This is a genomic window from Planococcus sp. 1R117A (assembly GCF_051417975.1).
Lineage (GTDB): Bacteria > Bacillota > Bacilli > Bacillales_A > Planococcaceae > Planococcus > Planococcus shenhongbingii.
Genome location: NZ_JBPRLO010000002.1, coordinates 825,240 through 839,416 on the forward strand (window position 1 = coordinate 825,240; position 14,177 = coordinate 839,416).

Sequence of the window (14,177 nt, forward strand, 5' to 3'; positions counted from 1 at the left end):
GTCGGGACTGATCAGGCTTCTCCGCTTTTCTTACAAGCTAATTGATAGATTGCCTCAGCATAAATTGCTGTGGCTTTTATTAGATTGTCGATATCGACAAATTCATCCGCTTGGTGGGCAACATCCTTCTCGCCTGGAAACAGCATGCCGAATGCCACACCTTTTTGCAATACCCGCGCATAAGTCCCTCCACCAATGGCTAGAAGGTTTGCGGTATTGCCAGTTTGTTTTTCATACGCATTTTGAAGCGTTTTGATGAATGGGTCGTTGCCATCTACATAATGAGGAATGGAATTGGATCGGATTTCTAAAGCAAAATCATCCGGGTTCACATTTGCCATTTTTTCTTCAAATGGATAACTGATTGAATACCTCATGCTGACTTCTACTGCCGCCCGTTTATCTTGTTCAAAATGAATAATTCCTGCGTTAAACGTCGTATCTCCGGAAACCGTATCGGTGAAATCAAGGCCAAGATGCCGGCCTCGTGAATCGTTATAAAATTGATCAGCGACAAATTCGGTGAATGCTTTGCCATCGCCGTCCAACTTGTTTCTTAAAAACAACGCCAGCAGAACACCCGCATTCACCCCGTCATCCGGCTCCATTGCATGAGCCGACTTGCCATGAAGGGTTAAATGGAGTTTGCCATCCTCGGCTTCAATTTCACCTTGAACTCCTTGTTTACTGCAAAAACCCTCAAAGTCTTGTTGCCACTCGCTCAAATCCCCAATGACTGCAGCTTCTGCTAAATCCGGTACCATATTGGTGCGGCTGCCGGAAGAGAAAGTGATTAATGCATCTTTTTTTGTCCACGTCTTTTTTGAAAAAACAAGTGATGCAATCCCTTTTTCCGCATTGATGATTGGGAAATCAGCATCTGGAGCAAAAGCCATTGTCGGCATTTCTTCTGTTTCAAAATATCGCTCGACGCAGCGAAAGCCGCTTTCTTCATCCGTACCGATGATTAAACGTACCCGTTTCGTAAATTCAAATCCTGCTTCTTTCACCATATTCAACGCTGTCCAAGCCGCAATTGTCGGTCCTTTGTCGTCGATTGCTCCACGGCCATATAATTTGTTTCCTTCAATTTCTCCGCCGAACGGATCTTTTGTCCAGCCGGTTCCTGTTGGAACTACATCCACATGGCCTAAAATTCCAAGCAATTCTTTGCCTTCTCCTGTTTCCAGGTGAGCTGCCATATTGGCTACGTTTTTCACTTGATAGCCGCGTTTTTCGCCTTTGTCCATAAACCACTCTAAAGCTCGTTTAACTTCTGTTCCAAAAGGGGCTTCCAGGGTGTTTTCTTCACTTAAAATACTTGGAATTGCGATTAATTGCTGCAATTCCTCGATGATTTCATTTCTTCGTTTTTCAGCTTCTAATTGCCAATCCATAATTCACTCCCCTTTTAGTTAAAATTATTGTACACCTTTTGCGAGAAATTTAAAGAACTAGAAGCAAATTTATGCAAATTATAATATCTCTGTAATGTTAATTTTATATGAAATAATCGTTAATTGTAGAATTCAGATTGTTTTTTCGCTATAATCAAATTGTCAGATAATACTATTTGACAGATTTTTATAAAAAAAGGGGATGTCTTTGGCTTTTATTTCAAGACCGTTGAGTATACCTCAGCTTATCGTCCGCTAGTCTTTGCCTATTGGAAAAAAGATGAAGGAGTGGTTCTAATATTGAAACCTACAACTGATCGCATGCTAATTCGAATTAAAGATATGTATAAGTACATCCGTGATAACGGAACTGTAACTACGCAAGATTTAGTCGATGAATTCGGCATCACTCCTCGCACCATTCAAAGAGATTTGAATGTGTTAGCCTTTAACGACTTGGTAGAAAGCCCAACTCGCGGCAAATGGACAACGACGCATAAAAAAGTCAAAATGACATCGTAATAAGCTCAAGCGCCCGTTTAGATTCGACGGCATAAGACGATTTAGTAAAACGACGCTTTTTGTCAGAAAGCTGAAAGCTTACATCCCCAGAAGCTGGGCGCTGGAGTCTAGACAACGTAAAGATGCTCCCTAAACAAAGAAAATGACCGCAACAGATGCGGTCATTTTCTTTGTTTTAATAATTCGATTTCCTCTTCAGCCAAATGGCGGTATTCTCCGAGTTTAAGCTTCGGATCTAATTCCAGCGGCCCCATGGACAATCGTTTTAAATAAGTCACTTCTTTTCCGACACTCTGAAACATCCGTTTCACTTGGTGGAACTTTCCTTCAGTGATTGTCAATTCAATTTCGGATTCTTCTCCGCTCTTCAAGATCTTCAGCTGTGCTGGCTTTGTGACATAACCGTCATCCAGCATAACGCCTCGTTCAAAAGCTGCTCCATCTTCAGCAGTCACCATTCCATCTATCACAGCGAAATATCTTTTATCGACATGCTTTTTGGGGGACAATAATTCATGCGCTAGTTTGCCGTCGTTTGTCAGCAGCAAAAAGCCTTCCGTATCTTTATCGAGCCGGCCGACAGGAAACGGCTCAAAATTCCGCTCCGCTTCCTCCAGCAAATCGATTACCGTCCCTTCGTACTTGTCTTCTGTCGCCGAAATCACGCCTTGTGGTTTGTTCATCAACAAGTAGATAAACTCCGTGTATTCAACTTTTTCTCCGCTTACTGTTACAAGATCCGCTGTTTCATTCACGTGGACTTTCGGATCACGCACCACTTCCCCGTTTACTTCCACAGCTTTTGATTTTAGCAAAACTTTTACTTCTTTTCGGGAACCGTAGCCCATATTCGATAAAAATTTATCTAAACGCATAATGCCCTCCTAGAAACCGAATTTCCGTGTATATTTGGTCAAACGCTCTCCCAGCAGTTTTTGGGCGATGCCCGTTTTTAAACTGATAAAGCCATAAACTGCTGCGCCGATTCCACCGACAATCAGAATGCGTATAACCGAATGGAATTTCGTATCCATGCCGATAAACAGATCCACTCCGGCCAAAGCAAAATACACCACTGCGGCCATCACTATATTCAAGATAACAATCAGGAATAAACGCCGCACAACCATATTCGACCGGTAATTCATTGTTTTTTTAATGACAGCTAAGTTCATGCCGATAGCGACGACATAACCGATGATTGTAGCAGCAATTGCCCCATCTGTTTCAAAACGCTCAATCAACGGGACGTTCAATGCCAATTTTAATAATAAGCCGATCAGTAAATTTAAGATGATCCATTTTTGCTGGTTGATTCCTTGCAGAATCGAAGCGGTAACCGGGAACATGGCAAACAAAATCGCCACCGGCAAATAATGTGAAAGAATTTCTGATCCCGGCGCACTGATTTCATAAAACACATGGTAAAGTTCGTCAGACAACATCGTCATTCCGACAACTGCTGGCAGCGTCAAAAATAAGAGAATCTGGAACGTTTGATCCAAAGTCCGGTTGACCGAGTTATATTCTTTATTCGTGAAGTATTTGGTGATCAATGGAATCAGCGCCATCGAGAAACCTGTAGCAAGCATTACCGGAATCATCACCAGTTTATGCGTTGTTAAGTTCAGCATGCCCAAGTAAATACTTGAACTGGCTGCATTTTCTGTTGTGCTCATCGCATTGTTGAACGTCAGCATATCGACAAACTGGAACAAAGGATTGGCAATTCCCAAAAAAACAACAGGTACGGCATAGATGGCAATTTCTTTATACATATCCCGCAGCCGCACATCGTAGGATTCAACCGATTTAGCGCGCAGTTCGTTGTACTCAGGCTTTTTCTTTCTCCAATAATAGAACAGGACGAGAACGCCGCCAAGTGCCCCGACAAATGCGGACAGCACTGCGATTTGCACAGCGGTTTCCGGAGTGCCGTCAAAGACATTCAGAACCAGGTAGGCTCCTCCAAGCAGAAACACAATACGGATGATTTGTTCAATCAGCTGGGATACGGCTGTTGGCATCATAAAGTTATAGCCTTGGAAGAATCCGCGGAACAAACTCATGAACGGCACGACGATCAAAGCAAAACTTACCCATTGAATCACTTCTTTGACATCCTGCACAGTATGGACTTTTTCGTTTTTATTGATGGTAATTTCCGCAAGCGGACCTGCAAAGAAATACAACAGGAGGAATGCAGCAAAGCCGGTGATCATCATCGTCAGCAAACCGGATTTCAATAATCTCCTGCCGGTTTCATAGTCTCCGAGCGAATTGTATTTCGCAACAAATTTCGAAAAAGCGATCGGCGCTCCCGAAATTGCCAGCGACAGCATCAAGTTATAAGGTATATAAGCATATTGGTAAAGGCCGATATTTTCTTCCCCTACCATATCGTAAAACGGGATGACGTAAATGACTCCAAGGATTTTTGATAAAAACAAACCCAGGGTTAATATAGCAGTTCCTTTAATTAGCGTTGACATTTTACACTTCCTGACTTTCTCAAAATAAAAAACATTCATCAGCGTGGAAATCTCCTTCTGGCACACTGATATTATAGCGGGATAAAAAAACAATCTACACGATAGTGTACACCTATAAAAGAAATTACTCAACGAGTTTTCTCGCATAGTGTATACTGTAAGAAAAACGAAAGCGAGTTCTTATTTTATGTATGACGTTATAATTATCGGCGGGGGTCCCTCAGGATTGATGGCTTCGGTCGCTGCGGCTTCCGAAGGCCAAAAGGTTTTATTGATTGAAAAAGGCAAAAAGCTGGGCAAAAAGTTGGTTATCTCAGGCGGCGGACGCTGCAATGTGACCAACCGCTTGCCTCTTGAAGAAATCGTCAAAAATATTCCGGGCAATGGACGATTTTTATACAGTCCGTTTTCCGTATTCAATAACGAAGACATCATCGCTTTTTTTGAAGGACTTGGCGTTTCTTTGAAAGAAGAAGACCATGGCCGCATGTTTCCGGTTTCGAACCGGGCTCAGGACGTGGCAGATGCCATGTTCCGGGAAATGGACCGGCTGAACGTCAAAGTATTGCTGGATTCACCTGTTAAAAAGCTGTTGATGACTGATGAAAAAGTGACAGGAGTTCGCCTTCATTCCGGGGAAGAATTTATAGCAAAAGCGGTTGTTGTCGCAGTTGGCGGAAAAGCAGTGCCGCAAACAGGCTCAACTGGAGACGGGTATCCATGGGCGGAAAAAGCCGGCCATACGGTTACCGATTTGTACCCCACTGAAGTTCCGTTATTATCGAAAGAGCCATTTATCATCAGCCGCGAACTGCAAGGTCTTGCTCTTCGCGACGCGGCAGTATCCGTGTTGAATAAAAAAGGAAAAACACTCATCACCCATCAAATGGATATGCTGTTCACCCATTTCGGCTTAAGCGGTCCGGCAGTGCTCCGCTGCAGCCAGTATGTCGTCAAAGAAATGAAGAAAAACGGCGGCCAGCCTGTGGAAATGCGCATCAATACGCTGCCGGAAGAAAATGCCGAATCGGCCTTTCAATTGCTTCATAAAATGATGAAAGACGAGCCGAAAAAAGCTGTGAAAAACGTTTGGAAAAGCATCACACAGGAACGCTGGCTCCTGTTTTTGATGGAACGCGCGGGAATCGATCCGCAAGCAGTCGGAGCTGAACTTGCAAGCGACAAAGTGCGCGCATTTGCCCAGCAATTGACAAGTTTCTCAATGTTCGTTACAGGTACACAGCCGATTGAAAAAGCATTTGTTACTGGCGGCGGAGTGTCGATTAAAGAAATCGAACCGAAAACAATGGCTTCACGCAAAAAGCCCGGCCTGTATTTCTGTGGGGAAATTCTGGATATCCACGGCTACACCGGCGGCTATAATATCACTTCCGCACTGGTTACCGGAAATGTTGCAGGCAGAAGTGCTGCTGCATTTGCTCATACTTCTTAATTATATTTTTTGCCGTCCGCTTCTATGTGGACGGCTTTTTTATTAGGACTGAAATGCCGGGAAAAGGATGCTGTTTTTGAAAGCTTTACTTAAAGATTTTATTTATCTGCGTTTATTTCATTTTATCTGCGCTCATGGAATTATATCTGCGTGCCTGACAATATATCTGCGTTAGAAAATGTTTATCTGCGTTCAACATGATTTTTTGGATTCAGCCACAACTTTGGATTCATGATCCCCTTTGCTTGCGCCAATACAAAAAGCCTGTCCGCCAGCGCTAAGCTGGTCCGGACAGGCTTTTTAAATTTCTCTTTATTACGCAATTACGACGTTTACCAATTTTCCTGGAATCGCAATCACTTTACGGATCTGTTTGCCGTCCGCCGCTTTTACGATTTGATCGTTCGCAAGCGCTGCTGCTTCCAATTGTTCTTTCGTTGAGTCTTTGGCAATGACAAGTTTCGTTCTGACTTTGCCGTTTACTTGGACAACCACTTCGATTTCGTCGTCAATCATTTTCGACTCATCGTATTCTGGCCAAGCTACATACGTGATCGATTCTGTATGGCCCAATTTCTCCCATAGCTCTTCAGCTACATGAGGAGCTATCGGAGACAAGAGTTTCACAAAGCCTTCTACGTATTCTTTCGGAATCGATTCTGCTTTATAGCCTTCGTTAATGAATACCATCATTTGAGAAATAGCGGTATTGAAGCGAAGCCCTTCAAAATCCTCCGTTACTTTCTTAACGGTTTGGTGATAGACTTTTTCCAATTTGCCGTCATTAGCATCAACGACTTTGCCGCTCAATTGCTCTTCTTCAATCAATAAGCGCCAGACACGGTCAAGGAAACGACGAGCGCCGTCAAGGCCGTTTGTGGACCAGGCGATGGAAGCTTCAAGCGGCCCCATGAACATTTCATAAAGGCGAAGTGTGTCAGCACCATGGCTTTCGATGATCTGGTCGGGATTGACGACATTGCCTTTGGATTTCGACATTTTTTCGTTGCCTTCACCCAAAATCATGCCTTGGTTGAACAATTTCTGGAATGGCTCTTTCGTGGAAACCACACCGATATCGTAAAGCACTTTATGCCAGAAGCGCGCATACAATAAATGCAGAACGGCATGTTCTGCTCCACCGATATAGACATCAACCGGAAGCCAGTGTTTCAATAGTTCCGGATCGGCCAAAACTTCGTCATTTGTTGGATCGATATAGCGCAAGTAGTACCAGCAGCTGCCTGCCCATTGCGGCATTGTATTGGTTTCCCGGCGCCCTTTCATACCTGTTTCCGGATGGACGACATTGACCCATTCCGTGATATTGGCAAGCGGTGATTCGCCTGTTCCGCTTGGTTTAATGTCAGTCGTCACTGGAAGCATCAACGGCAAGTCTTTGTCTTCGACAGGTGTCATTGTGCCATCTTCCCAGTGGATAATTGGAATTGGCTCGCCCCAGTAACGCTGGCGGCTGAACAGCCAGTCACGAAGACGGTACGTAATTTTCTTCTCACCGACGCTGTGCTCTTCAAGCCAGGCAATCGCTCGTTCAATCGCTTCTTTTTTATTTAACCCATTCAAGAAGCCGGAGTTGATCAATTCGCCATCCCCTGCATAAGCTTCAGTTGAAATATCTCCTCCTGAAACCACTTCAACAATCGGCAAATCGAATTGCTTCGCGAATTCATAGTCGCGTTCGTCATGCGCTGGAACCGCCATGATGGCGCCTGTTCCATAAGTCGCAAGCACATAATCCGCAATCCAGACCGGCATTTTTTCGCCACTTACTGGATTAATAGCGTAAGCGCCGGTGAAGACGCCGCTTTTTGATTTCGCCAAATCAGTTCGTTCCAAATCGCTTTTCGTCTTCACTTCATCAATATAAGCTTCAACTGCTTCTTTGTGGTCAGGAGTTGTTATTTCTGACACCAATTTATGTTCCGGCGCCAAAACCGCATACGTCGCACCGAAAATTGTATCCGGGCGAGTCGTGAATGCGCGGAACGAATGGCCGTTTCCATCAATCTGGAATTCAAGTTCCGCCCCTTCCGATTTCCCGATCCAGTTGCGCTGCATGTCTTTCAAACTTTCTGGCCAGTCAAGCTCATCCAAATCTTCCAACAAACGGTCAGCGTATTCCGTGATGCGCAGCACCCATTGGCGCATTGGGCGGCGCTCTACCGGATGGCCGCCGCGTTCGGAAACTCCGTCGACCACTTCTTCATTGGCAAGCACTGTTTCCAGTGCCGGGCACCAGTTTACAGCCACTTCATCAACGTATGCCAATCCTTTATTGTAAAGCTGGATAAAAATCCATTGAGTCCATTTATAGTAAGACGGATCCGTCGTATTCACTTCACGGTCCCAGTCGTATGAAAATCCTAGTTCCTGGATCTGGCGTTTGAATGTCGCGATGTTTTTCGCGGTGAATTCAGCCGGATCGTTTCCGGTATCGAGTGCATATTGCTCTGCAGGAAGGCCGAATGCGTCCCAGCCCATCGGGTGAAGAACGTTATAGCCTTGCATGCGCTTCATGCGGCTCAAGATATCGGTTGCGGTGTATCCTTCAGGATGTCCTACGTGAAGACCGGCACCTGATGGATAAGGGAACATATCCAAAGCGTAAAACTTCGGTTTTGAAAAATCCGTCTCCAATTTAAAGGTTTTATTTTGTTCCCAGTATTTTTGCCATTTCTTTTCAACTGTTTTGTGCTTGAATGTCATCTCAGTTCCTCCTCAAAATAAAAACTCCCGTCCCTCTTAAATAAGGGACGGGAGTTTCCCGCGGTACCACCCAAATTAGCGGCTGCCCGCTCAACTTGACTCCTTAACGCGGAAAACGGTGTATGTTACTCTGGTTTCACATACACGGACTCCAAGGCGAGTTCGACTGTTCCATTCACCGGCTTGCACCAACCGCCGGCTCTCTTGGGAATCAAAACAATCTACTGGTCCTCTTCACTGTCATTTATTATTACTATTCATTCTAGCGGAGCCGCCGTTTTTTGGCAATACATTAAGAAACTTTCACGTTTTCTGTATTCAACGGCGCATCGGTTGAATCGATGATGTCCTGCACGGAGAATCCTTCGAACACTTCGGTCAGCACCAGGCCGTTTTCGGTCACTTCAATTACCGCACGTTCCGTGATGATTTTATTGACGACGCCTTTGCCGGTCAATGGCAAGTCACATTGCTTTTTGATTTTAGGTGAACCGTCTTTTGACACATGGTCCATGATGACGATGACTTTTTTAGCGCCATGCACCAAATCCATTGCGCCTCCCATGCCTTTGATCATTTTCCCTGGAATCATCCAGTTCGCCAAGTCGCCGTTTTCAGCCACTTCCATGCCGCCAAGGATGGCGACATCGATATGGCCCCCGCGGATCATTGCGAACGATTCAGCGCTTGTAAAAAAGGCAGAACCCGGGATGGTGGTAACCGTTTCCTTGCCCGCATTGATCAGATCCGGATCGACTTCTTCTTCGGTCGGATAAGGACCGATGCCAAGCAATCCGTTTTCAGATTGCAGCACGACACTTTTATTGTCCGAAATGAAGTTCGCTACCAATGTCGGCATACCGATGCCCAAATTGACGTAATCGCCGTCTTTGATTTCTTTTTCGGCACGTCTTGCAATTCGTTCTCTCACTAAATTTTTATCCACAGAGTTCCATCCTTTCTTAAACAGATCGAGTCGTTAACCGTTCAATTCGCTTTTCCTGTTTTGCCTGCAGTAAACCTTGTACATAAATGCTTGGTGTCTGGACGTGATTCGGATCAATTTCACCGATTTCCACGATTTCCTCCACTTCTGCAATAGTGATTTTCCCGGCTGCTGCAGCTAGCGGATTAAAGTTCTGAGCCGTTTTGTTATACATCAGATTGCCCATCTTGTCGGCTTTAGCTGCACGAACTAACGCAAAATCAGCTTTTAAAGCATGTTCAAGCACATATTCCTTGCCGTCGAATTCACGTATTTCTTTTCCTTCTGCAACGGTCGTGCCGACCCCTGCCGGAGTAAAGAATGCCGGGATTCCTGCGCCGCCTGCGCGCATTTTTTCTGCCAGCGTCCCTTGAGGCGTCAGTTCCACTTCAATTTCACCGGACAGCACCTGACGTTCAAACTCTTTGTTTTCACCCACATAAGAGCCGATCATCTTTTTGATCTGTTTATTTTTAAGCAATAACCCCAGGCCCCATTCATCTACGCCGCAGTTATTCGAAATAACGGTAAGGTCTGTTACTCCTTTGTCCACGAGCGCCAAGATCAATTGTTCCGGAATTCCAACCAAACCGAATCCGCCCACCATAATCGTGGCGCCGTCCTGTATTTGTTCAACTGCTTCTTGAGCAGAACCATAAATCGGTTTCATCAAAAGTGGCCTCCATTTCATTTCGCAGAATATTATTTAAATAAAGCGCTTTCTTCCTAATTTAAACAAACTCTCTCATAAAACGCAATATGAAGAGAGCCGAAAGAAAGAGTTTCCTCCCAATCTTCCGGCTCTAAATGAATTAATTCAAGTTTTCCTGCAGACTCTGTGCCTGTGCTTGCTTTAAAGGGCGGTCGTAAAGCAAAGATGTCACGATTGCCACTGCCACCAATAAAGTCACCAGTATAAATAATGCCGGCATGCCATATAAATCGACCATCACGCCGCCAAGCAGCGGCCCGACCATGCGCCCTCCTGTTGCGACGCTGTTGACGATTCCCTGGTAAAACCCTTCACGCCCTTTTGGAGCCAACTGATTAGTGAGCGCCGGAACAGCGGGCCAAACGAACATTTCTCCAATTGTTAATATCACCATCGCGGCAATAAACATCGAAAAATCTTGTGCGAACGCCACGACGATATACGAAACCATCATAATCACGATACCGATAACCAATTGGCTTTTGATATTATCTTCAATTTTTTTCATGATTGGCCGAATAAACGGCTGGCCAGCCACAATCAAGAAGCCGTTCAATGACCATAAGAAGCTGTACTGCGTTAGCGTAATGCCAATTTCCTGTGTATAAGCGGAAATGGTCGACTGCCATTGCACATAGCCAATCCAACAGAGGAAATACCCGATTGAAACGATTAATAATGCATTGAAGGGTGCACGATTGCGTATTTTCTTACCTTCATTAAATACAGAAGTATGCGATGAAGGAGAAATCGACATAGATTTAAAGCCAAACAGCGCGATAAAGAAAAACAAGATATACATCCCTAAATTTGCTGCGAATATGTAGTCAAAGCGGTAAGCCGCTAAAAAACCGGCCATCGCCGGTCCTATTGCCACGCCAACATTCTGGGCCAAGTAAATGGCATTAAAAGCTTTTCTCCCGCCTTCTGGCCACACTGTTCCGACCATGGCGTACATGCTTGGAAAGACAATTCCTCCGCTAAAGCCAATAATTGTATAAAAGATGACAAACGGCAAAAACTCATGCCATAGAGTAAGCCCAGCCAAAGCCAGGACGGTAACGACAATTCCGCTGATAATGGATTTATAGCCGCCAAATTTATCAAAAAGTGCTCCGCCAAGCAAATTTCCGATTACGGCAGCTCCTGCGTTTGCCATTAAAACGAGTCCGGCGATCGACAAAGATTTCCCTAAATGATCATATATATATATTGCAGTCAAAGGCCATAAAAACGAATTTCCTGTTACGTTGACGAGCATTCCGATGATTAACAGCCAGACACGTTTTGGCATCACAATCCCTCCTTTTTTCCAATTCCAAAAGACATTGTATTCCTTTTAAATCCTCTCTACAAGAAAAATATTTCGATTCCCGTAAAATCAGATTTTTCAGGCGTTGTAGCCTCAATTCAGGCCATGATACAATACTTTTCAGAGGAGTTGTTAGAGATGGAAACCACCTTGCCTTTTGCATCTGATGGAAAACGCTACTATACTTGGAACCGCCATTTGCGGGACCACTTCGGTTCGAAAGTGATGAAGATTGCACTCGATGCCGGCTTTGACTGCCCAAACCGTGACGGCACCGTTGCCCACGGCGGCTGCACGTTTTGCAGCGTAGCGGGATCCGGTGATTTTGCCGGCGACCGGATTGATTCGATTGCCGTCCAGTTTGAAAAGATCAAAACAAAAATGCACCGCAAATGGAAAGACGGCAAATACATGGCCTACTTCCAAGCTTATACCAATACCCATGCCCCGCTTCCCGTCATCAAAGAAAAGTTTGAAGCGGCGCTCGAACAGGAAAACGTTGTCGGGCTCAGTATTGCAACTCGCCCCGACTGCCTGCCGGATGATGTCGTCGATTATTTGGCAGAGCTGAACGAGCGCACTTACCTTTGGGTGGAACTCGGTCTGCAAACTGTCCATGAACGGACAGCATTGCTTGTCAACAGAGCACATGATTTCGAAGCGTATGTGGAAGGAGTAACCAAACTCCGTAAGCGCGGCATCCGTGTCTGCACGCATATCATAAACGGTCTGCCGCTTGAAGATCGCAGCATGATGCTCGAAACTGCACGGGAAGTGGCTAAACTGGATGTCCAGGGAATCAAAATCCACTTGCTTCACTTGCTGAAAGGAACCCCAATGGTGAAACAATACGAAAAAGGGCTGGTTGAATTTCTCGGCAAACAAGAATATATTCAGCTAGTCGCCGATCAACTCGAAGTCCTGCCCCCGGACATGGTTGTCCAGCGAATTACAGGAGATGGACCGATTGATTTGATGATTGGACCGATGTGGAGCGCCAATAAATGGGACGTGCTGAACGGCATTGACGCAGAATTGGAAACGCGCAATAGCTGGCAAGGAAAACTATACACGGAGCGTGAGGAAATATGACGCTGCAGCGAGTCCTGCCTTTTACAAAAAGCTTATTGGAACAAACGGTCCGCTCGGGAGATATCGTCATTGACGCAACTGCCGGGAATGGACACGACACATATTTTCTTGCCGGGTTGACCGGTGAAAGCGGCAAGGTTTTCGCTTTTGATATCCAGCAAGAGGCAATCGATGCTACACGAAAGCGCACGGAAGAATTTACGCATGTCGAACTGATCCATGACAGCCATGCAAAAATCAGCGAGTATGTAACCGCACCGATTGCAGCAGCTGTCTTTAATCTAGGTTACTTGCCAAAAGGCGACCACAGCATCATCACGAAATCCCAAAGCACCCTGGCGGCAATGGAACAATGTTTAAGTCTTCTGAAAGAACAGGGACTGCTGCTTGTCGTCATTTACAGCGGCCACGACGGCGGCACCGAAGAACGGGATGCTGTCATGGAATTTGTCCAGGACTTGCCCCAGGTTTCTTATGACGTATTAAAATACGAGTTTATCAACCAGCGCCATTCGCCGCCATTTTTGGTGGCGATCGAGAAAAAGCAAAAGAAGAAATAAAAGACGAGCAGTCGGCTTTTAATTAAGCCAGCTGCTCTCTTTTGTGTTTTCAAATTTGCGTACTGATGGATAAAATTGAATTTCTGAAAAGCCCTGATATGTTAACTGCTGCCATTTCACTGGCATTTCAAATTAAGATCCCCCTGTTTTATGGTCGCCGGCTTTCATGGATTAACTCCTTCTTCATAGCTAGCTTTCGTCGGCTCTATTTTCGAGATTTTCTTTCCTTTTGCCAATAGCCATATGGCTAATGCTAGTTCCCCTATTATTCCAAGAAAGAATGGCACCAGAACAAATATAGTTTCGTATTCGATGTAGTTGGCAACCAATAAAAAGGCAAAGTTATCGAACAGATAGCCTAGCCCTGCCAGCATCACCAATATTCCAATGATTTTGGACATGAACGCTGATCTAAAAACCAAATATCCGAGAAGGAGTAAATGAAAGCCCAAAAAAACGAGTCCGATGAATCCGCCATGATAAATAGCATCCATTAAGAATATCACCTGTGCATGGAACTGGTTTGTTTCCAGCACCTCCAAGTAGATTTCTTGCTGAATCAACTGCAACAAACTTAAAAAATTAAAAATAGATGCTGCTAAAGTTGCGGTGTAGATCAACCTAAACAATGCCGCCAGCAAGGCAAGGCTCTTATCTACCTGTCTTAATAAGATATAAAGTGCCCAAGCTACGACTACCTCCAAAATAATCACGAGGGTAAAAACTGCAATTCCTAAACGGAATAACAAGTCATTCGCAGTAATGCTAGTTACAGTTGCTGCTGCATCTCCTGGTATAAACAAGCTCCCGAACACAAACATATTGAGAATTAAGGTAGTTAAAATTACTATCAGCAATCCAAGTCCAGCGACTCTTGCATAAAAAAGATGTGATTTTTCGGCAATAATGCTTGTCATTTTGATCT

Annotated in this window: 12 protein-coding genes and 1 other annotated feature; of the genes, 4 read left to right on the forward strand and 8 right to left on the reverse strand. The window is 44.8% G+C overall.

Translation table 11 applies throughout. From position 1 onward, the window contains the following. Positions 1 to 11 precede the first annotated feature (11 nt). Positions 12 to 1,397, reverse strand: a complete 1,386-nt coding sequence (pepV, locus tag ACSFXN_RS09515) for a dipeptidase PepV (protein WP_437149860.1) — start codon at positions 1,395 to 1,397, stop codon at positions 12 to 14. A 300-nt stretch (positions 1,398 to 1,697) separates the two neighbouring features. On the opposite strand from pepV, the gene ACSFXN_RS09520 reads away from it, so the two are divergent. Continuing rightward, positions 1,698 to 1,919: a DeoR family transcriptional regulator gene (locus ACSFXN_RS09520; RefSeq protein ID WP_036802205.1), complete on the forward strand. Its 222-nt coding sequence runs from the start codon at positions 1,698 to 1,700 to the stop codon at positions 1,917 to 1,919. A gap of 161 nt (positions 1,920 to 2,080) precedes the next feature. Here the strand turns inward: ACSFXN_RS09520 and ACSFXN_RS09525 are convergent, their stop codons facing one another. Next, positions 2,081 to 2,794: a pseudouridine synthase gene (locus tag ACSFXN_RS09525; RefSeq protein ID WP_437149861.1), complete on the reverse strand. Its 714-nt coding sequence runs from the start codon at positions 2,792 to 2,794 to the stop codon at positions 2,081 to 2,083. A gap of 9 nt (positions 2,795 to 2,803) precedes the next feature. Then, positions 2,804 to 4,411, reverse strand: a complete 1,608-nt coding sequence (locus tag ACSFXN_RS09530) for a putative polysaccharide biosynthesis protein (RefSeq protein WP_437149862.1) — start codon at positions 4,409 to 4,411, stop codon at positions 2,804 to 2,806. Between the two features lie 187 nt (positions 4,412 to 4,598). Here ACSFXN_RS09530 and ACSFXN_RS09535 point away from each other — a divergent pair, with 187 nt between their 5' ends. After that, positions 4,599 to 5,864, forward strand: coding sequence for an NAD(P)/FAD-dependent oxidoreductase (locus tag ACSFXN_RS09535; RefSeq protein ID WP_437149863.1), 1,266 nt, complete (start codon positions 4,599 to 4,601; stop codon positions 5,862 to 5,864). A 315-nt stretch (positions 5,865 to 6,179) separates the two neighbouring features. Here the strand turns inward: ACSFXN_RS09535 and leuS are convergent, their stop codons facing one another. The 4 genes from leuS to ACSFXN_RS09555 all read right to left on the reverse strand — a co-directional run bounded on the left by leuS (position 6,180) and on the right by ACSFXN_RS09555 (position 11,582). Continuing rightward, a complete protein-coding gene (gene leuS / locus ACSFXN_RS09540) occupies positions 6,180 to 8,591 on the reverse strand; it encodes a leucine--tRNA ligase (protein ID WP_437149864.1) in 2,412 nt (803 codons plus the stop codon). A gap of 40 nt (positions 8,592 to 8,631) precedes the next feature. Continuing rightward, positions 8,632 to 8,838, reverse strand: a binding site (T-box leader). A gap of 45 nt (positions 8,839 to 8,883) precedes the next feature. Further along, a complete protein-coding gene (locus ACSFXN_RS09545; protein WP_437149865.1) occupies positions 8,884 to 9,537 on the reverse strand; it encodes a 3-oxoacid CoA-transferase subunit B in 654 nt (217 codons plus the stop codon). A 16-nt stretch (positions 9,538 to 9,553) separates the two neighbouring features. Continuing rightward, positions 9,554 to 10,246 (reverse strand): CoA transferase subunit A, encoded by a 693-nt coding sequence (locus tag ACSFXN_RS09550; RefSeq protein ID WP_437149866.1) that lies wholly within the window; start codon positions 10,244 to 10,246, stop codon positions 9,554 to 9,556. A 142-nt stretch (positions 10,247 to 10,388) separates the two neighbouring features. Beyond that, positions 10,389 to 11,582 carry an MDR family MFS transporter gene (locus ACSFXN_RS09555; protein WP_437149867.1) on the reverse strand — a complete coding sequence of 398 codons (1,194 nt, stop codon included), beginning with the start codon at positions 11,580 to 11,582 and terminating at the stop codon, positions 10,389 to 10,391. Positions 11,583 to 11,738: 156 nt separating this feature from the next. Between ACSFXN_RS09555 and ACSFXN_RS09560 the strand changes: the two genes are divergently transcribed. Continuing rightward, complete coding sequence (locus tag ACSFXN_RS09560; protein ID WP_437149868.1) at positions 11,739 to 12,692, forward strand: TIGR01212 family radical SAM protein; 954 nt, start codon at positions 11,739 to 11,741, stop codon at positions 12,690 to 12,692. Further along, positions 12,689 to 13,252, forward strand: coding sequence for a class I SAM-dependent methyltransferase (locus tag ACSFXN_RS09565; protein ID WP_437149869.1), 564 nt, complete (start codon positions 12,689 to 12,691; stop codon positions 13,250 to 13,252). The genes ACSFXN_RS09560 and ACSFXN_RS09565 overlap by 4 nt, the downstream gene beginning before the upstream one ends. Positions 13,253 to 13,416: 164 nt before the next feature. On the opposite strand, the gene ACSFXN_RS09570 is transcribed toward ACSFXN_RS09565, so the two are convergent. Next, the gene (locus tag ACSFXN_RS09570) at positions 13,417 to 14,169 is read right to left on the reverse strand and encodes a DUF4386 domain-containing protein (protein ID WP_437149870.1); all 753 of its coding nucleotides are present in this window, start codon (positions 14,167 to 14,169) and stop codon (positions 13,417 to 13,419) included. Positions 14,170 to 14,177: the final 8 nt, after the last annotated feature.

What these genes read in the sequence shown, in the direction of transcription:
- pepV (WP_437149860.1), bottom strand. Translation starts at nt 1,397, where the DNA reads ATGGATTGGCAATTAGAAGCTGAAAAACGAAGAAATGAAATCATCGAG.
- ACSFXN_RS09525 (WP_437149861.1), bottom strand. Translation starts at nt 2,794, where the DNA reads ATGCGTTTAGATAAATTTTTATCGAATATGGGCTACGGTTCCCGAAAA.
- ACSFXN_RS09530 (WP_437149862.1), bottom strand. Translation starts at nt 4,411, where the DNA reads ATGTCAACGCTAATTAAAGGAACTGCTATATTAACCCTGGGTTTGTTT.
- ACSFXN_RS09535 (WP_437149863.1), top strand. Translation starts at nt 4,599, where the DNA reads ATGTATGACGTTATAATTATCGGCGGGGGTCCCTCAGGATTGATGGCT.
- leuS (WP_437149864.1), bottom strand. Translation starts at nt 8,591, where the DNA reads ATGACATTCAAGCACAAAACAGTTGAAAAGAAATGGCAAAAATACTGG.
- ACSFXN_RS09550 (WP_437149866.1), bottom strand. Translation starts at nt 10,246, where the DNA reads ATGAAACCGATTTATGGTTCTGCTCAAGAAGCAGTTGAACAAATACAG.
- ACSFXN_RS09555 (WP_437149867.1), bottom strand. Translation starts at nt 11,582, where the DNA reads ATGCCAAAACGTGTCTGGCTGTTAATCATCGGAATGCTCGTCAACGTA.
- ACSFXN_RS09560 (WP_437149868.1), top strand. Translation starts at nt 11,739, where the DNA reads ATGGAAACCACCTTGCCTTTTGCATCTGATGGAAAACGCTACTATACT.
- ACSFXN_RS09565 (WP_437149869.1), top strand. Translation starts at nt 12,689, where the DNA reads ATGACGCTGCAGCGAGTCCTGCCTTTTACAAAAAGCTTATTGGAACAA.
- ACSFXN_RS09570 (WP_437149870.1), bottom strand. Translation starts at nt 14,169, where the DNA reads ATGACAAGCATTATTGCCGAAAAATCACATCTTTTTTATGCAAGAGTC.